The following is a 19,742-nucleotide window of genomic DNA, read 5'->3' on the forward strand; positions in this document are numbered from 1 at the left end:
ATTTAAGGTATCTTTTGCATATGTTATTATTGCCTATGGAGGTAAATTGTCCTAGAATGATATATAGCACATAACTGTTTTTTTTACAATTAGGATTTCCAGTAGTTAGACAATTTTAGCGAAAGTTTCGATAAATCAACCAACCAATTATTTCACTTCTTATCGGGGGAGATGCTGAATGAAATCATTCCGGCGGAGAACATGGTTTTATTTCTCAGGGGGGATATTCGTTGCGCTGCTAATCGCTTTAAGCATTCATTTTTTTGTTCTATCCGTTAATGCAGTTGATAATACATACACGATCCGTATTCTGGAGATCACAGATCCCACCAGTACTGCAAGCTTACAACTGGATGCCAATGACAAGTACCCCTTAAGTGAACTCGATAGTCTTCAAGGGGTAGAAGGCATCGAGATCGATACAATGACTATGAAGCGCTTCGTATCTCTGCGTGATAATTGGGACGGCAAATATGATGCTATCTACATCGGCAAGGGAGCTTTTAGTAAAAATCTTGTAAACAGCAACGGCACTTCTACCCAAGACGAACGCAAGTCGGCACATAAGACTATCAATGTAGAGAACGATATTACACGCCTTAAAGCCAAAGAGATCACCGATTATTATATTAATAAAGGCTTGAATGTTATCCTTCGTGAAGAGACCTTCATTGAACAAAAAGCAAAAGGTACTGAAGGTGTTCTGTACGAAACGTTCAACCCTTACCGCACTTCTACCCGCCCCAATGTAGTTTTTCTGAAGAACAAGAATGAACTCGATACTTTTACAACAGGGGTTAAGAACAAAAGCTGGCCGCAAATGTCGGCACTTAAACAGCGGCCGAGACTAACCATTACTCATATGCCGGACAGTTACAGCAAAGGCTCTACCCTATATCAAGCCGGAGATGTACTTGAATTCCCTATTAAACTTAACAATATCCCTGACTTAAGAACTAATACTGTACGTATCAAGCTTTATATAAATGTGGATTCCTCCCTGGTGATGACAGAGGAGACTGCGGTTGCCACCAAAGAAGTAACCTCAAGTACCGATACCTTAAGCTACACTTTACCTTCCACCTTCTCCGGGCCTCTGTATTGGAGAATGGAAGTAAGTACATTAAGTGGACTGAAGGATTTCGACACCGGCAATATTCTCTACAGAGGCGTTAAGCGTGAGATTAAGGTGCTGCAGATTATGCCTGCCGGCAAGAACGATAGTAACTTGCTCAATACCAAAAACATGAAAGCAGCTTATCTGAAAAATCCTGATTACTACGAACTAACCATTACACCTCATGACATGACCTGGTTCAATAACTACATTGCCGAGCATACCAGCGCTGATGATAGAACCTCAGGACTTAACGGGAACTTTGACATGGTGGTATTTGGCTTCCTGGACATGTATGACAGGGCCACGACACCGATGCTATCCGAAGCGGCTGCCCGGGCAGTCAAGGCCTTCGCTGAGGAAACAAAGCAGAGTCTGATGCTGACGCACGATACCATTTTCCGTGAAAAGGATGCGCCTTACAAAGAGAGCGCCAATAATCTGAATTACTGGAGCTACTATTTCCATGACATGGTTGGACAAGCTCTGCCACGGACTTATCTGGGCGGCAATGCGATTTACCCGTCCACTAAGGTAGTGCCCGTCAACCAGGGGCTAATGACGCAATACCCGTTCAACCTAGACAACAGTGAGAGCAACTCCAGCCGGTACACCGTCGCTACGACACATGACCAGTTCTTCCCACTGAACCTGGAACGGGCGGATGTCATCCCGTGGTACAACATCTCAGGTTCAGAGCGGGATACGGATGATAGCTATAATCACTTTTATACCTATTCTGTCGGCAATATCACCTTCTCGGGAACGGGACACACTAGCACAGGCTTCCCGGACTGGGAGCAGATGTTATTCGTCAACACCATGTACCGTGCATTCATCGGTGCCAACCATGCTCCAAAGATCACTGTGTATACACCGCAGGATATGAGTACCAAGCCTTCTTATCATGACAAGTTAACGGTAAGCTATTCAGCTACCGACCTGGATCTCAAGGATAAGGAACTGAGCACCGATATTACCATCAGGAAATGGGTTGGCGACAAGCAGACAGGTAACTATGTACAGGTTGACGCTATGAACAAGAAGACGATTCTATCCGGTGAGACTGTCACCCATACCTTTAATAATCCCTTGCATGAAAACGGAGTACTGCAGATTGAAATTACGGCCAGAGACAAGCAGGGTGCGCTAGATTCCAAGATCATTACCGTCAAAGTGGAAAAGGTACAAGCGAATTTGTCTATTAGCAGGTCGTTATCCAAGGATAAGGTGGAGCGGGGAGAAACGTTTACAATCACGTATAAAGTCATTCCAAAACCTATTCCAGCACTTAGCTTAGATCTTGACTCCAAAGAGCCGGTGATCTCCGATGTCAAATATTCTGAGGTTTTCCCGCCAAGCCTTAAGTTCAGTGATTTGGCCACAGGAGCATTCACCCAAAGTGGTAGTGAAAATTCCGGTATCACTCTTACCAAAGAGCTAGGCAACTTCACCTATCACCTGTCGCAGGATGGATTGACCTATGTGCCTGATGTGGCTGAGGGGATCAGCTTCAAGATTAAGGCAATTGCTACTGAAAAGACACAATATATTCTTGATAATTCAAATTTGAGTTTTAGGGAACCGCATGCGTTGGAGCCAGCTACTGCAACTACTAGCACTACTACTAGCCCTATCGCCGCTGCAAGTGCTACAGCAACTTCAAGTGCATTCACAGCAGCGCCTACCACTACTGTGACTCCAGGAGTAACTAATTCCACAAAAATTTATCAAACGATAAATAACATTAGTAGTGAGTTTAACGCCTTCTTGCTAGGAAACGTTTATATTAATAGTGCAAGAACAGAGGGACGTATTGCAGCGGGTGGGAATGCTGAGTTCCAAAGTTATACATTAACCGGGAAGGGTGGTACAGGAACCAACGTACTAATAGTTGATGGAAACTTTAATTTCAATACAAATAATGGAGCTACCATTAATGGTAGTGTTATCTATGGTGGAACTTATCTAGTTAGCCCAAACAATACAGCTCTAAGTGTAGCACCCGGTAAAATTATAAACTTCACAGAAACAGGTGAATACTTGAAGTCACAATCAAATTTGCTTGCATCTAGAACGGGCACTGAAAGTGCTAATCTTAATTTCATAGGAACGCTCTCTGATTTAAATGTATTTACTGTCAACTCTAACAACGATACTAAAACGACTATAAATTTAAATAATATAAAAATAAGTGCACCGCAGACTTCAACAGTTATAATCAATGTTCATGGTAAATCTATTGCCATATCAGGCGGATTTGATTTGACTAATATCCAAAATAGTAAAATTATTTTGAATTTCCCTGAAGCGGAAATCATTAAAATAAGTGGCGTGGCTGTAAAGGCTACGATTCTCTCTCCATTAGCCAATGTTCAATTTGATAATGGTGATATTTATGGCACTCTTATTGCAAAGGAGCTACGCACTAATAACGGGGGGACTCTTAATCTAGGAGTATTTAATGGTACATTGCCACCAGTAACAACAGCTACACCGACACCAGTTGCAACGACTACACCGACTGTAGCTCCAACACCAACCGTTACTCCAACGCCAAGCCAGACACCGGCTCCGGTTCTGGAGAGAACCACTCTAAACTTTGCGGAATTAAGCTTTACCGCGTACGTCAAGATGACTGGCTTATCACTAGAGGGGGCAACAATTCGGATTAACACCGACCTGAACATGGACTTGCTGAAAAAAATCATGCCTAATGATGCAAACACTCCAGCACTCAAATGGGAGTCTCTGAATCCCGGGATTGCTACCATCTCTGATACAGGTGTAGTGTGGGGAGTTGCACCTGGGGTAGCCACAATAAGACTTACGGCTGTTGATACAGCGGGTCAAACCTTCACAGCTAGTGCTGATGTTACCGTCAAAGCACCAAAATTGAATATCAGCGGCCCGGCTTCTTCCTACGTAGGTACTCTAACAGACTACTTGGCCAGTTACGATACAATAGACGATATTGTCGAACAATATGAGTGGGCCATTAAAGAGGGTAGCAACACCGCAGGGGTAATTCTTACCGTTGACTCAGCCTTCCCTGTAAGGGATCATGCGTCACTTCTGGCGCAGAGGTCCGGTAAAGTGACTCTGATCGCCATCGCTAAGACCAAAGCATTCAAAGAAGGTACACCTCCAGAGGAGGTGACGGTCACCTTTACCAATCCAGTTCAGAAAATTGGCATAACTGGGCCAAACACAGTCAAAGTTAACGATAAAATCACTTTAAAAGTTGTTGTGCTTGATCCGTTGGAAGCAGACCCAGCCAAATATATTTGGACCCTAGAGGGTGACGGCCGTAACTATGCAACAATTGTTGATCTACCAGATACCAGTACTATAGAGCTGGCAGGCGTGAAAATTACGGAACAAGACAAGCCTGTGATTTTGAAAGCCGCCTTGAAGGAAGCGCCTGCTGATAAGCCCGTTGAAGCTATTTACAAGGTAACTGTAGGGACCCGTCTGGAAGGTCTACGCTTGACAGATCCTATAAGCATCAGAGTAGGCACCGAGCGTAATTTGTTTATTAATGATCTTGATGTAGAACCTGCCTCCATGAAGCCCAAGATTAAGCTAATGTGGAGCAGTAGTAATCTTGCTGTGGTAGGGATCACCCAGGAGGGAGTAATAACTGGCTTGATTAAGGGCTCCTCACGAATTACAGCAACTTCTATAGAAAACCCCCAGATCCAAGTGACCGCTTTGGTCAATGTCATCAATGAAGACCGTTATTAAATAAATAACTTCAAGAGAAAACGGATATCTCTCCTTTTGGGAGATGACATCCGTTTTCTTTAACTTCCTAGTCCTAGGCATATTAAATTATTCTAACCTCAAATCTCCTACCCGAATATTCACAGCTTTGACGCGGGGAAGTCCCGCCTGTTGATCCGCAAATATCTGATCGTTGTAGATAGCCTTGAATCGGATTAAGCTATTATTGCCTTGTATGTTAATGTCCGAGTCTCCTCGGAATGCTGTGCCGCGAACTGCATTAATCGTTAAATCCCCCTTGGCAAAAAAACCGCCTATAAGAGAAAAGATAGACCCTACCCCGTACAACTGGGCATCAGAATCGGTATAAAAGAACGCAGCCAGTGGAGCCGGTTCTGTATTATCAAAAGCTGCGAGCCGGTTAATTAAAATCTGCCCCTGGGACATCAAGACCAATTCTTTCCCATTTAATCCTTCAATAAAGGCATCTTCTACAACTGTAGTGAAATCTTCTCCGCCGATGGGAGCATTTGATTCTTTCAGAGCAAAAATTGTGGAGTCAAACCGTACCTTCCCTCTGATCTGAACTTTACCCGTAACCAAAATATTGGCACGGATGTCAATAGGAATTGGACCACCATAGTTATCAACAGTTAAATTACCGTCAATAATGTACCAGTAGTGCTTGGCATCAGGATAAGCTTCGCTTGTCTTTTGCGTGTAGTTGATACCTGTCAGTTCCGTTCCATCTATTGTTAAATCACCTGCATAAACTAGTGATTTCTTAGGATTAGTAAGAATATTAACTGCCTCAGCATATTCCTCCATGGCCTGTTTCCCTTCCTCTGAGGTATCTGCCGGATCTGGTTTAGGAGGAAGAACAGTATGATCAAACATAGTTTCGTAATTGCTAGTAAGATATGCAGCTAAACTGTGATTATTCATGTTATCCAGAATAGATTGTCTACTGGCCCCGGTGCCTACAGCCTCCTGAACCTTATCAATGAAAGAGGATTTAACATTTACTTCTACAAAGCCGCGGTGGCTTTTGATTTTTACTTTATCTGCTGAAATAATACCTGCTTCTGTAACCTCATTCCCCGTCAATTCTCCCATTCTGTCATGTGCCTTATAAGCAAGCTTGTTAAGGGATTGTACATGCGCCTCACCGTCTAACTCGAAGGGTCTGGATACAAATGAGCCTGGGTCCGAATATGTGTAATTAGCAGTATCGCTGATTTCCAGCCTATTCCCTGCATAGATGTTTCCTTTAATATAAGGCGATCCATTGATTATCAGATTGTTCTCTGAGCCCAGTGTATACTTTAGAAAATCAGGATAGGTATCAACTACCACATTTTGTTTTAATTTGCGCACCACTCCATTGACCTCCGCTTGAGCTGTGAGGGTCACGGTGTAGCTAACAGACTGCCCCTGCTCAGTGGTGATAGGATCAGTAATATCTACTATGGTACCGATTGCCTTCCCGCCGTCGGACTGATGAAGGTCGGTGCTGGCAAATAGTGCACTAGGATTGCCAGTGTCTTCCGGGTTATTCATACTCTTGAGGTTACTCAAGAAGCCCTTAATTGCAGCATCCACCTCTGCTTGGCTCATATCTACACTCGCCGCTACTCTTTTATTCAAACTAGATGTAATGTAGGCCACTGCCTCGTCCAGTGTCTTCTCCGCCAGATGCAGGCTCTGGACATCATTCTTACGCATCTCTGTTCGCTGCGCGCCTCCAACAGCTGCCGTAAGTACAGTTAGCCCCAAAATCGTTAGAAGCAGCACAATAAACATCACTAGCACCAGTGCTGATCCACGTTCTTCCCGGATGCGTCCGGCGAATCCCTTCCATTTCCCAGCGCTCTCATGATGCAGTGATGGTCCAGCTTCAGGCATGGGCAGTATCCTCCTAAAATCCAAATTTACTTTTCATTTCCATGGTGTAATCCCTGCCATCATACTTCTGAGCCAATTCGAGCGTAATTTCAATCAGTCCGCTATCACAAGGAGATGTATCGGTGCAAAATCTTCCGTCAGGTGTCGCCGAAGAAATGAGTGAACCTGTCAGGTCTGATTTCACTGTTGTCCGGGAGTCATTAGAAGGCACATCTGTTTCAGCACCAATGACCAATTTCCCCTGTGTGAAAGCAATCTTAATCACTTCAAGCGTAGAGTCGGTATCGCTTTTTTTCTTTTTTAGCAAAATCCCGTCATTATCAATTGTTCTCTCTACCTGCTCAGGAGCAAATATGTATAACTCATTTATAATCGAAGACATAATGATGTCTGCTTCATCTCTAAGTGAATTCTCAATAGTTATCTTATGATAGCTGCGGAATCCAAACATAGTCACCATGGAGATAATGCCCACAACCATTGAAAATATAGTTATGGCGGCGATCAGCTCAATCAGTGTGAACCCCTGCTGTGATTTTAGGCATTCAACGTATTTTCTCATCAGTAATATAACCCTCCACTACCGTGCTGGCTGTATTCGCATTCGGGCCGCCCGGGCCGGTGACCTCTACCTGTACAGGGATCAGATAAGGAGCTATTTCCTGTTTGCGGATGTCTCCCCCTGCCAGCATGTCCCGATGCAAATCTGCCTGGTATGTTATGTTCACCTGATAGAGAATATTATTAATTACCGGATTCAGCACTTCAGGCAGCACCGTCGAATTAATGAAATCATCATTGTTGTACATGCAAGAAGTATTTGTACACTGCTTTGCTTCAATACTAGGGTGTGCAGCGTTGGGGCTTGTATCATTTACATTGAAATATTTGCTCATCGCTTCAAAATCCTGCTTCTCCATATAAAACAAAGCGTTCCGCGCCAGATTGACCATGATCGTCTTGTTCTGGTTAGACTTGGAATAGGTCATGGCATTGGTAAAATAGGAGGTCAGCACCAGGGACACTATCGACAAAATGACGATGGCGGCCAGCACCTCGATTAAGGTGAAGCCCGCTTCCTTGCCCCGCTCGCGGCTGCGGTTCCATGGGTCTTTCCAGGACATTGTGTTCGCTCCCTATACTCTATTGAAATTCAATTATGGGTTTATCCATGTCTTCAGTCCTGTATCCTTGCGTGTTTCTATGAATCTTTCTACCTACTTCCATTATATTCTTTCTCCTCCGGCAGCAGCAATGCTTGCGGACAATTAATCTGGAGAAATCTACAGTTTATATCAGGTAGGGGCTGTGCTATCATGTGGGCAGAAAGGGGATACGTAAATGGCTTTGATTGAATGTAAATTTTATTCGGAGGTGCTGGGGCTCAGTACTTCGATGACTGTTATTCTGCCGCAGCAGACCACTACGCAGATCGGAATGAGCAATGTCTCCAAAGGGACCCTACACCCCACCCTGTACCTGCTGCACGGCCTGTCTGACGATGATTCGATCTGGCTGCGCCGGACCTCGATTGAGCGTTATGTAGCGGAGCTGGGCATCGCTGTTGTTATGCCGCAGGTCCACCGCAGCTTCTACACGGATATGGAGGCGGGCGGCAAGTACTGGACATTCATCAGTGAGGAGTTGCCGGCGCTGGCCCGTTCCTTCTTCCCTTTGTCGGCCAAGCGCGAGGATAACTTCGTGGCGGGATTGTCGATGGGCGGATACGGGGCGATGAAGCTGGGACTGCGCAAGCCGAAGGACTGGGCCGCCGCTGCAAGTCTGTCGGGAGCGCTTGATATGGCACATAATTTCTTGGACTTTGAAGATCCATCGCAAAAGACCAAGGATTATTTGCAGATTTTTGGAGACAAGGACATTGCAGGAACTCCGGAAGATCTACTGTGGCTGCTGGAAGAAGTGAACCGCTCCAAAGGGCCGAAGCCGTTGCTCTATCAGTGCTGTGGAACCGGGGATTTCCTCTATGAGGACAATCAGGTCTTCCGTAAGGCCTGCTCCAAAACCAAGCTGTCTCTGACCTATGAAGAGGGACCCGGCGCGCATGAGTGGGGATACTGGGATGCCAAGATCCGTGATGTGCTGAAGTGGCTGCCGCTAAGCAAGTAGAGATTGTGACAATGTGAACGGTATCGAATGAACCCAAGGCATTATATTATCAAAAAAAGGGATCTGGATAATTCATCCAGCGCCCCTTTTTTATTATTAACCGGCATATTCACGTACTGCTCCCTGCCAACAGGTTAACGATGATATCCATTTGTTGTTCTACCGAAATCGGATCACTGAACAGGAATTGATTAAAGTCAATATTGTAGATTTTGCCCGCTTTCCCTGCCGGTGAATTCTGAATGAGCTTATCCACTTTTTTCAGCTCTGCCTCTGCCCCTTCATTCACTGCGAGAAATAACCGGTCGCCGATGAACTCGGGAATGACCTCGCTGGAGATCTCCCAGGTTTCTCCGTGAATGACCTCTTTCTCCACTTTTTCGGTCGGCTTCAGGCCCAGATATTTATACACAATATTGCCGCCCAGGTTGGTATCTCCGTAAATGAAGACGGCACCGGAGCGCACATTCAGAATGGAGAAGGTTTCGCCCGGTTCGATGTAGGGAGAGATCTTTTCTTTGGATTCTTTTATTTTTGCTGCAAAATCCTTATTCCACTGCTCCGCTTCTGCCTGCTTACCTAGAATATCTCCGAACATTTTGACATCCTTGACCGGATCATTATACTGCTCCACCACAAGGGTTGGTGCAATCTGGCTCAGCGCCTCATATCCTCCTTCGACCACCTCCGCGAACGGGGCTGTTGTAATAATCAGATCAGGGGCAAGCGACAGGATCTTCTCAGCATCAGGTGTTGAGCCTACATCTTCAATATCCGACACATCACTTAACAGCGGATTGTTCAGAATGAAGGTTGTTGCTCCCACCGGCTTCACTCCAAGCGCCATCAATTCCCCCAGATGAAAAAGACTGACGACCCGCTGGGGCTTCACGGGAATCTCAGTCTCCCCCTTCAAATGCTTGTAAATACGTGTATCTGCGGCCTGACTGTCTGTAGCCATACTAGTGGAAATAGGCACAGTGACTACCTTTCCAGCGTTGTTGCCTGTCTGACATGCACTTAGAAATAAAGCTGAACATAACAGCAGCGCAGCCCCTAAGGCCGGTCTTGAAAATCTGAACATCGATGTGTCCCCTTCCTCATTACATTGATAATAATTCTCATTATCATTATGAGAAACAGGCTTACCAGATACAATAGACGATTCCAGCAGATGTAATGGATTATTCTGAACGGTATGCTGGTTATTCTCCCGGAATCGCTGCGGCGAGCAGCCGGTATGCTTTTTGAACAAACGGCTGAAGTAATAGACATCGGCATAACCCACACTGCCTGCGATTTCCTGAATTCGGGTATTGGATTGTAGCAGCTGCTGCTTGGATCTGCGGATTCGTACATGGATCAGGTAATCGATGGGGCCGAACCCAAGCTGATTCTTGAACATGCGGAACAAGTAACTCGTACTGCAACTGCACATTCCGGCCAGTACCTCTGCGGTAATCGGCTCACTGTAATGCTCATGAATATAGTGAATGGCTTCGGTGACTACATTCGGTCTGCCGTTCTCCTGAGCAGAGGTATTGATTTGCCGCATAACCTCATATACAAATTGATGAAAAACCGTCTGCGCCTGCAGCTTGTCCAGCGGAGCGGCATGCTGCCACAGACGATCTATTGTCTGGCACTTCTCCTGCAAGGGCAGCAGTGTATAGGGAGTGAAGGCATACGACATATTCAAGCTCTCCCGGTCCTCCGGCAATGCACCGTCAGCTTGGTAGCGAAAGAAATAACAGACAAATTCGTTGTCCAGCGGCATCAGCCTCAGCTCCGCCTCCTTGCCGCCATGCAGAAGAGGCGCAGACCGGGTGGAATAGACCGTCCCCGATAGACTTACAGTCGCCTCGCCCTGCACGGTCAGCAGGAAAAAACTCGTAGCTGCCACATCATACTCAGGCACCGTTCCAGCTTGCGCTGCGTATAGCCGAACCTCCAGCAGCCTGACTGCAGTACGGCTCCAACATTCAATGTGGAGTTCCCAATCCATACCTTCCCCCCCTATCTCTGTATTGCAAGTGGAAACGGAATTGCCGTCCTTTTAAAGGACGGTACCGTTTCAGCGAGAAAGATAAGGATAATTATAGCGCGAAGCATACAAATACTTATCTTTTAAAAAAGACTGCCCTTCTGCAGCTTCCGCTGCAAAAGACAGTCTCTAATACCTTCAGCAATCCTGTGCCTCTAGCGGGCAATGCTGACAATCTGCGTATAGGTTACACGGCTCCGCCATGCTGCTTGACCCATTCACCCGCAGCCGTCAGGTCTGCTTCGGCCCGCCCGATAGCAGCCTGAACCTGAACCGTGGCGGTACCGCCGTAGACATTACGGGCGTTCACCACGGCCTCCGGCTGGAGCACTGCATAGATCTGGTCGTCGAACAGCGGCGAGAACTGCTTGAATTCGTCCAGCGTCAGATCCAGCAGGAACTTGCCCTCGTTAATGCAATACAGGACCGTCTTGCCGATTACCTCATGCGCCTGACGGAACGGCAGGCCTTTGCCTACCAGGAAGTCGGCGATATCGGTCGCGTTGGAGAAGTCCGTATTCACCGCTTCGCGCATCCGCGCCTTGTTCACCTTCATGGTGGAGATCATCGGTGCGAACAGCTGCAAGGCTCCTGTAAGGGTGGCAACGGTATCGAACATGCCTTCCTTGTCTTCCTGCATGTCCTTGTTATAGGCCAGCGGCAGCGACTTCAGCACGGTCAGGAGTCCGATCAGGTTGCCGTAGACACGGCCTGTTTTGCCGCGTACCAGCTCAGGCACATCCGGGTTCTTCTTCTGCGGCATGATGCTGCTGCCGGTGCAGAAGGCGTCGTCCAGCTCCACGAAGCTGAATTCGGTGCTGCTCCAGAGCACCAGCTCTTCGCTAAGACGGGACAGGTGCGTCATGACCAGTGATGCATTCGCCAGGAACTCCACGATGAAGTCGCGGTCACTGACCGCGTCCAGACTGTTCTCATAGACGCCATCGAAGCCAAGCTGTTCAGCCACGAAGTGGCGGTCGATCGGGAACGTCGTTCCCGCCAGCGCCCCTGCACCCAGCGGCAGCACGTTGATCCGCTTATAGCTGTCGGTCAGGCGCTCCGCATCACGGCGGAACATCGACACGTAAGCTAGCAGATGATGCGCGAACAGAATCGGCTGTGCCCGCTGCAAGTGAGTATACCCTGGAACGATGGTCTCCAGGTTATCCTTGGCCTGCCCGATTAGCGCACCCTGCAGCTCATGCAGCAGCGCTACCAGCTCCACCACGCGGTTACGCAGGTAGAGGTGCATATCTGTAGCCACCTGATCGTTGCGGCTGCGTCCGGTGTGCAGCTTGCCGCCAACCGGGCCAATCTCTTCGATCAGGTTCTTTTCAATATTCATGTGGATATCTTCGTCAGCAACCGAGAACACAATCTCCCCCGCACGGACCTTGTCCAGTACCTTCACGAGCCCGTTCTTGATCGTCTCGACATCCTCCTGCGGCAGAATTCCGCATTTGCCCAGCATCGTGACATGCGCCAGACTGCCCTGCACATCCTCTTCCGCCAGCACTTTATCGAATTCGATAGAAGCCGTATATTCCTCTACCAGCTTGTTCGTCCCTTTGGTAAAACGTCCGCCCCACAGCTTACTCACCTGTTGTTCCTCCTTGATAGACGTTAGAAGGGCCGCCCCTGTCCGGTTGGGAGGAACGGCCTTCTTGTGTCCGCTTTTATATAGTCCTACTTATTTATTGGATTCCGCTACGCCTGCCGATACCTTCAGACGCAGGGCATTCAGACGGATGAAGCCGGTCGCATCGCCCTGGTCATAGGCCTGGGTAGGATCTGCCTCCATGGTGGCGATATCCGGGTTGTACAGACTGACCGGACTCTTGACTCCGGCGCCGATGATGTTGCCCTTGTAGAGCTTCACGCGTACCGTACCGGTCACGTTCTTCTGGCTCTCCTTCACCAGGGCCTGCATCGCAATCCGCTCCGGTGCGAACCAGAAGCCATTATACACCAGCGTGCTGTAACGGGTGATCAGGCTGTCACGCAGGTTCATCACTTCACGGTCCATGGTGATCGATTCCATTTTGCGGTGAGCGGTGAACAGAATCGTTCCGCCCGGAGTCTCATACACGCCGCGGCTCTTCATGCCGACAAAACGGTTCTCGACCATATCCACGCGCCCGATCCCATGCTTGCCGCCCAGTTCATTGAGCTTCTCCATGACTTGCAGCGGGGATAACGCTTCGCCGTTCAGCGCTACGCAGTCCCCCTTGAGGAAGTCCAGCTCCAGGTACTCGGCTTCATCTGGAGCATCCTCCGGAGCATTGGAGAGCAGGAACATTTCCTTGTTCTCTGGTGCGCTCGGATCGAACCACGGATCTTCCAGCACGCCGCTCTCATAGCTGATATGCAGCAGATTGCGGTCCATCGAATACGGCTTGGCCGCAGAGGCTTGTACCGGAATACCATTGGCTTCCGCGTAAGCGATCATCTCTGCCCGGCCCGGGAACTGGTTGCGGAACTCTTCCAGACGCCAAGGCGCGATTACCTTAATGCTCGGCGATAAGGCAGCAGCGTTCAGCTCGAAGCGTACCTGGTCATTCCCTTTACCTGTAGCTCCATGGGCAATGGCTGTTGCGCCTTCGGCAATGGCGATATCGACCATGCGCTTGGCGATCAGCGGACGGGCAATGCTGGTGCCCAGCAGATATTGTCCCTCATAGAGTGCGCCTGACTGGAACATCGGGTAGATGAAGTCATTCGCGAACTCGTCGCGCAGATCATCGATGTAGACTTTGGATGCGCCGGTAGCGAGTGCTTTTTCCTCCAGCCCGTCCAATTCTTCCTTTTGACCAATATCCGCTGTAAAAGCAATAATCTCCGCATCATACGTTTCTTTCAGCCATTTCAGAATGACTGAGGTATCCAGCCCGCCGGAATAGGCGAGTACAATTTTTTCTTTTGGCATGGGGTGTTTAGCTTCCTTTCGGTGTGGAGAGTGATAAGATCAACTTCAAGCTTTGCGTATAGACATCCGGTGCCTGGACACAGCTGCATGAAATGTTTGGACTTCCGGCCGCTGTTGTCTACAGATTTCTTGATTTGTACCGCTGTTCGCGGTTGAAATCCGTAGACAAAGGCGGACGCTGTCGCTCCTACAGTTCCAAACTTTCACTTCGCTGCTATGCACCGGAAATCCAACGCTCCGTACCTAAGTTCATCTTATATATGTGTTGTGTATATATAATTCAATTACTTCACCCCAGCGCCTTGCTGGGGGTGGTGCGCTACATCTAGCCCATCAAAGCCGCCATAAGCGCCTTCTGCGCATGCAGGCGGTTCTCCGCCTGATCGAAGATCACGGAGTTCGGGCCGTCGATAACGCCGGTGCTGACCTCTTCCTCCCGGTGGGCCGGCAGGCAGTGCAGGAACAGATAATCGCTCTTCGCGCCCTTCACCAGCTCCTCGTTGACTTGATAGTCCTTGAACGCCGCTTCACGCGCCAGCTGCTCGGCCTCGAAGCCCATGCTCGCCCAGACATCCGTGTAGATGACATCTGCGTCCTGTACTGCCTCCTGCGGGCTCCGGGTCACAGTGATGACTGAGCCTGTCTCCTTGGCGATCTCACGCGCCTCGGCTACGACAGCCTCGTCCGGCTCGTAGCCTTCCGGTCCAGCGATAGAGACATGCACACCCAGCTTGGCTCCGCCGATCAGCAGAGAATGGGCCATATTATTGCCGTCGCCGATGTACGCCAGCTTCAGGCCTTTCAGCTTACCCTTGTGCTCGTATACAGTCTGGTAGTCTGCCAGCACCTGGCAGGGATGCGCAAGATCGCTGAGGCCGTTGATTACAGGCACTGAGGCATACCGCGCCAAATCTTCCACTTTATCATGGCCGAACGTACGGATCATGATACCGTCCAGATAACGTGACATGACCTGGGCCGTATCACCAACCGTCTCGCCGCGGCCCAATTGAATATCATTTTTGCTCAGGAACAGTGCATGTCCGCCCAGCTGATACATCCCTACTTCGAATGACACCCGGGTACGGGTAGAGGATTTCTCAAAAATAAGGCCGATCGTCTTCCCCAGCAGCGGCTGGTAGACCTCACCGTTCTTAGCTTTGCGCTTCAACTCAATCGCGAGGTCAATCAAATACGTGATTTCCTCCGGGCTGTAATCATTCAGCTCCAGCAAATCACGGCCTTTGAGCTGTGCGGCAATCGTCTCTGTTACGCCTGGTGTACCGTGACTCATCAATTTGCCTCCCCGCTTACTTTGTTAACATAAGTATGAATTAGTTCCGATAGGATGTCCACCGCCTGATCAATCTCGGCCTTGCTGACATACAGATTAGGCAGCAGCCGAATCACATTCGGGCCAGCCTGAACGAACAGTAGCCCGCGCTTCTGTCCGGCAAGTACAATCTCGGCTACCGGCTCTTGGCACTCGATGCCGATCAGCAGGCCTTTGCCGCGAATCTCCTTCACGAAGGAGGTGTCTGCAAGCTTCTCTCTCAGTTGTCCGGTTAAGTACTCGCCCATCTCCGCTGCCCGCTCGGGCAGCTTGTCTTCGAGCATCGTCTCAATGGTCGCTTCCATCACCGCTGCCGCCAGCGGAGTGCCGCCGAAGGTACTGGCGTGGCTGCCCGGGCTGAAGGCCTCGCGCAGATAGCCTTTACCGAGCATCACACCGGCCGGGAAGCCGCTCGCTACCCCTTTGGCCAAGGTGAAGATATCCGGCTCAATGCCGTAATGCTGATGAGCAAACAGCTTGCCCGTACGGCCCATGCCGGTCTGCACTTCATCCACGATCAGCAGCAGTCCATGGTCCTTGCACAGCGCTACAACAGCATCCAGGAACTCTTGCTGTACCTCAAGCACACCGCCCTCGGCCAGCACCATCTCCAGCATGATCGCTGCCGTATGTTCAGTAATGGCGCCTTTCAGCGCGTCCAGATCATGCAGCGGTACCGTCTTGAAGCCCGCGGGAAGCGGCAGGAAGCCTTCTTTGACCTTGGCCTGTCCAGTGGCTGTCAGTGTAGCCAGCGTACGTCCATGGAAGGACTGCTCGAACGTAATAACCTCGTAGCGGTCTGTACCCTGCACCTTCTGATGATACCGGCGCGCCAGCTTGATGGCCGCTTCATTCGCTTCCGCCCCGCTGTTGCAAAAGAAGACCTGATCCGCACAGCTATTCTCTGTCAGCAGCGCAGCTACCCGGTCCTGGCCCGGAATGTGGAACAGGTTCGAGACATGCCACAGCGTATCAATCTGCTCCTTCAGCTTCGCGCCGACCTTCTCCGGCGCATGGCCCAGACTCGTTACCGCAAGTCCGCACATGAAGTCCAGATACTTGTTACCCTGCTCATCCCATACCCAGCTGCCTTTGCCTTTGACCAGACTGATATCGTATCTGCTATACGACGGGAATACCGCACTCAGCTTGGCAGGAGCGGCCCCCTGCCCGTTCGTTCCTGCTGAACGCTCCTGCGGCGCCCCTGTCAAAGAATTCTTGTCCGTTTGCGTAAGCTCACTCATTCTTAGTCACTCTCCCACCATGCTGCTGCCGGCTTCCCGTCAGCGCGTCTATTTTCACTTGTCACTCCACCTGGGAATCCAGCTCATTAGCCTATCCATGCCCCGGTTTCTGCACATCTGTTATCTTACAATCCGCGTGCCCAGCGCTTCGCCCTTCAGCACCTTGCTAAGTACTCGCGGCTCTTTGCCGTCTACAATAATAACCTCGGACACCTGACCCTGGATGCAGTCCATCGCGGCACGCACCTTGGGAATCATTCCACCGTAGATCTCGCCATTCTCAATCAGCGCTTCGATCTGCGCCACCGTTACGGACGGAAGCACGATCTTCTCCCCGTCCACCGTCCGCATAATGCCCGGCACATCCGTAACTACGATCATGCTCGGTGACCCTATATAAGAAGCCACCGCTCCGGCGGCGGTATCCGCATTGATGTTGTACCGCTGGCCTTCGCCATCTACGCCCACTGGTGCGATAACCGGAATATAGCCCATCGCGAGGATACCCGTCACAATCTCCGCTCGAACACCGGTCACTTCACCCACCAGACCCACTTCATCGTGATTGGCCACCGGGTGCGCGAGGATCAGGTTGCCGTCAACGCCCGACAACCCGAGTGCCTGCCCCCCGCTGGCCTGAATTCGGCGGACAATCGCCTTGTTGATGCTGCCGGACAGAGTCATCTCAACCACATCCAGCACCTCTTCTGTCGTTACCCGCAGGCCGTTCACGAACCGGCTCTCAATGCCGAGCTTCTCCAGATTGCCGGAGATCGCCGGGCCGCCGCCATGCACGATTACAGGCTGAGTTCCGCTGACCTGAAGCTCCCGCAAATCCTCGAAGAACGAATCCGGCAGCGCCGCCAGCGTACTCCCCCCGCATTTCATTACGAACAGCCCGGCGGCCCCCGCCTGCGCCTGAGGCTCTATCGGTTCTACTGTCATCTCCCTGCCCCCTCTGTACCAGCTTCTACACGCCTCTGCACAGATTACGTGCGGTAAGCCGCGTTAATCCGCACATAATCATAAGTCAGGTCACAGCCCCAGGCTGTAGCCTGCCCGCTGCCGTCCGACAAGGTTACCGTGATCAGCACGGTATCGCTTTTTTGCAGATAATGCAGTGCCTGCTCCTCATCAAAAGCCACCGGACGCGAGCCGCGCAGCACCTCGATCTCACCCAGCTTAATATCTACCCGCTCCGGCGATACCGGAACGCCTGCGCGCCCTACGGCCGCAATAATCCGCCCCCAGTTGGCATCCGCGCCAAAGATCGCCGACTTTACCAGGCTTGAGCCGACCACGGTCTTGGCAATCGCCGCCGCAGCCTCATCATGCACCGCCCCGCTCACCTGCACCTCAATCAGCTTCGTGGCCCCTTCGCCGTCACGGGCAATTGCCATGGCCAGACTCTGGCACACATGGGTGAACGCCGCTGCAAAAGCCTCCCAGTCCGCATGCAGACGTGTCAGCTTCTCATTGCCGGCAAGTCCGCTGGCCATCGTGACCAGCATATCATTCGTGCTGGTGTCACCATCGACAGTAATCATATTAAAAGTAGAATTAGTAGCTGTGCGCAGCAGGTTGAGCAAATCCTCCCCGTCAATGAGCACATCAGTGGTCATGAAGCCCAGCATCGTCGCCATGTTCGGGTGAATCATCCCGGAACCCTTCGCTGCTCCGGCAATAATAACCTCTGTACCACCTACCGTTACTTTTACACAGCTTTCTTTTTTGACCAGATCGGTGGTTAGAATCGCCTGACTGAATTCTTCCGCACCGGCAGCGTCTGCATCCAGCTTCTCCGGCAGTCCGGCAATCCCGCTGCGCACACAGTCCATCTTCAGCAGTTCCCCGATTACGCCTGTGGAGGCCACAGCGACATCCAGCTCATTCACGCCCAAATAACGGGCAGCCGCCGCACGCATCTCATAGGCATCCGCCTCGCCCTGGTCCCCTGTACAAGCATTGGCATTGCCGCTGTTCACGATAACCGCCTGCAGCGTCCCGTCCGCTAGACTCTCCCGCGTAACCTTCAGCGGAGCCGCCTGAAACACATTGGTCGTATACACCGCAGCCGCCGTAGCCGGCACCTCACAGAGAATCGCGGCAAGGTCATTGCGCTCTGTTTTTTTGAGCCCGCAGTGCAGGCCGCCGGAGGTGAAGCCCTTGGGTGCAGTAATGCTTCCGCCTTCTACGACGGTATATAGTGGTTTCTCACTCATGATATTGTTTGACCGCTTGCGCTTATGGATACACTGGTGTGTAACCAAGCCCGCGGGTTTCCTCCCATCCCATCATCAAATTGAGGTTCTGAATCGCTTGCCCTGCGGCGCCCTTAACGATATTGTCGATAACCGACACAATGGTAACCCGTCCGGTACGCGCGTCTATGGCGAAGCCGATATCGCAATAATTTGATCCGCTGACTTCCTTCGTCGCCGGAACGATGCCAGGCTCGCGAACCCGCACAAATGGCCGGCCTGCATAATAGTTACGGTATAAGTCCACCAGATCCTGCTCGCTGTGTTCGCCATTCAGTCCGGCATACATCGTGCTCATAATCCCCCGGGTCATCGGCACCAGATGCGTAGTGAACGTAACCGTCACCTTCTCCTTGGCGATATCGCTCAGCACCTGTTCGATTTCCGGGATGTGCTGATGTTTATTGATTTTGTAGGCTTTGAAATTCTCATTAATCTCGGCAAAATGCACCGTCAGGCTCGTTCCCCGCCCTGCCCCGGACACCCCGGACTTCGCATCAATAATGATGCTGTCCGGCTTAATCCAGCCTGCGGCCAGCGCCGGCACCAGTCCCAGCAGCGCAGCTGTCGGGAAACATCCGGGATTCGAGATAAAATCAACGCCGGCTGCATGTTCACCATATACCTCACATAACCCGTATACCGCCTGCTTAAGATAAGCTTCCGGTGGAGCCGGGTGCTTATACCACTGCTCGTACTCCGCGCCATCCTTCAATCGGAAGTCCCCGGACAGATCGACAACCTTCAGTCCCGCCTCAAGCAGCCCGGGCACCAGCTTCGCGCTCACTCCCGAAGGGGTAGCAGTGAATACAACATCCGCTCGGCTCGCAATCTCTGCTGCATCAACACCGTCCAGCTTACGCTGCACCACTCCCGTCAAATGCGGAAAACCCTCCTCAATCGGCGCACCCGCACTCGAAGAGGAAATCACTGAAGTAATCTCTATATCAGGGTGGCCCTGCAGCAGCCTGATCAGCTCCACGCCCCCATAACCCGTTGATCCGACAATTGCCGCTCTCAGCTTGTCTGTCACTGTCATCCCCGCTTCCCGTTTCTCAT

At 50.5% G+C, this 19,742-nt stretch carries 13 protein-coding genes; 2 read left to right on the top strand and 11 right to left on the bottom strand.

Annotated elements, in window-relative coordinates; all coding sequences use genetic code 11:
• Positions 1 to 178: 178 nt before the first annotated feature.
• Positions 179 to 4,864, top strand: coding sequence for a DUF5057 domain-containing protein (locus tag NYE24_RS16945; protein ID WP_342479152.1), 4,686 nt, complete (start codon positions 179 to 181; stop codon positions 4,862 to 4,864).
• 87 nt (positions 4,865 to 4,951) lie between these two features.
• On the opposite strand, the gene NYE24_RS16950 is transcribed toward NYE24_RS16945, so the two are convergent.
• From NYE24_RS16950 to NYE24_RS16960, 3 genes are read right to left on the bottom strand one after another with little or no spacing between them, the layout of a single operon-like run.
• Complete coding sequence (locus tag NYE24_RS16950) at positions 4,952 to 6,748, bottom strand: hypothetical protein (RefSeq protein ID WP_342479153.1); 1,797 nt, start codon at positions 6,746 to 6,748, stop codon at positions 4,952 to 4,954.
• Positions 6,749 to 6,761: 13 nt separating this feature from the next.
• Positions 6,762 to 7,310 carry a prepilin-type N-terminal cleavage/methylation domain-containing protein gene (locus NYE24_RS16955; RefSeq protein ID WP_076159579.1) on the bottom strand — a complete coding sequence of 183 codons (549 nt, stop codon included), beginning with the start codon at positions 7,308 to 7,310 and terminating at the stop codon, positions 6,762 to 6,764.
• Positions 7,294 to 7,872: a prepilin-type N-terminal cleavage/methylation domain-containing protein gene (locus tag NYE24_RS16960; protein ID WP_342479154.1), complete on the bottom strand. Its 579-nt coding sequence runs from the start codon at positions 7,870 to 7,872 to the stop codon at positions 7,294 to 7,296. Before NYE24_RS16960 ends, NYE24_RS16955 begins: the two co-directional genes overlap by 17 nt.
• A gap of 217 nt (positions 7,873 to 8,089) precedes the next feature.
• On the opposite strand from NYE24_RS16960, the gene NYE24_RS16965 reads away from it, so the two are divergent.
• Positions 8,090 to 8,875, top strand: a complete 786-nt coding sequence (locus NYE24_RS16965; protein ID WP_342479155.1) for an alpha/beta hydrolase family protein — start codon at positions 8,090 to 8,092, stop codon at positions 8,873 to 8,875.
• A 109-nt stretch (positions 8,876 to 8,984) separates the two neighbouring features.
• Here NYE24_RS16965 and NYE24_RS16970 read toward each other — a convergent pair whose 3' ends face one another.
• From NYE24_RS16970 to argC, 8 genes are all read right to left on the bottom strand, one after another.
• The gene (locus NYE24_RS16970; protein ID WP_342479156.1) at positions 8,985 to 10,880 is read right to left on the bottom strand and encodes an AraC family transcriptional regulator; all 1,896 of its coding nucleotides are present in this window, start codon (positions 10,878 to 10,880) and stop codon (positions 8,985 to 8,987) included.
• 226 nt (positions 10,881 to 11,106) lie between these two features.
• Positions 11,107 to 12,519 carry an argininosuccinate lyase gene (gene argH / locus NYE24_RS16975; protein WP_342479157.1) on the bottom strand — a complete coding sequence of 471 codons (1,413 nt, stop codon included), beginning with the start codon at positions 12,517 to 12,519 and terminating at the stop codon, positions 11,107 to 11,109.
• 90 nt (positions 12,520 to 12,609) lie between these two features.
• Positions 12,610 to 13,845: an argininosuccinate synthase gene (locus tag NYE24_RS16980; RefSeq protein ID WP_036694693.1), complete on the bottom strand. Its 1,236-nt coding sequence runs from the start codon at positions 13,843 to 13,845 to the stop codon at positions 12,610 to 12,612.
• Positions 13,846 to 14,170: 325 nt separating this feature from the next.
• The gene (gene argF, locus NYE24_RS16985; RefSeq protein WP_076159565.1) at positions 14,171 to 15,139 is read right to left on the bottom strand and encodes an ornithine carbamoyltransferase; all 969 of its coding nucleotides are present in this window, start codon (positions 15,137 to 15,139) and stop codon (positions 14,171 to 14,173) included.
• Positions 15,139 to 16,422, bottom strand: coding sequence for an acetylornithine transaminase (locus tag NYE24_RS16990; RefSeq protein ID WP_342479158.1), 1,284 nt, complete (start codon positions 16,420 to 16,422; stop codon positions 15,139 to 15,141). Before NYE24_RS16990 ends, argF begins: the two co-directional genes overlap by 1 nt.
• Before the next feature lie 120 nt (positions 16,423 to 16,542).
• Positions 16,543 to 17,367 (bottom strand): acetylglutamate kinase, encoded by an 825-nt coding sequence (argB, locus tag NYE24_RS16995; RefSeq protein ID WP_342479159.1) that lies wholly within the window; start codon positions 17,365 to 17,367, stop codon positions 16,543 to 16,545.
• Positions 17,368 to 17,411: 44 nt separating this feature from the next.
• The gene (gene argJ, locus NYE24_RS17000) at positions 17,412 to 18,644 is read right to left on the bottom strand and encodes a bifunctional ornithine acetyltransferase/N-acetylglutamate synthase (protein WP_342479160.1); all 1,233 of its coding nucleotides are present in this window, start codon (positions 18,642 to 18,644) and stop codon (positions 17,412 to 17,414) included.
• Positions 18,645 to 18,666: 22 nt separating this feature from the next.
• Positions 18,667 to 19,716, bottom strand: a complete 1,050-nt coding sequence (gene argC / locus NYE24_RS17005) for an N-acetyl-gamma-glutamyl-phosphate reductase (RefSeq protein WP_342479249.1) — start codon at positions 19,714 to 19,716, stop codon at positions 18,667 to 18,669.
• Between the last annotated feature and the right edge of the window lie 26 nt (positions 19,717 to 19,742).

The organism is Paenibacillus sp. FSL H7-0350, from assembly GCF_038593195.1.
Classification (GTDB): Bacteria; Bacillota; Bacilli; order Paenibacillales; family Paenibacillaceae; genus Paenibacillus_AQ.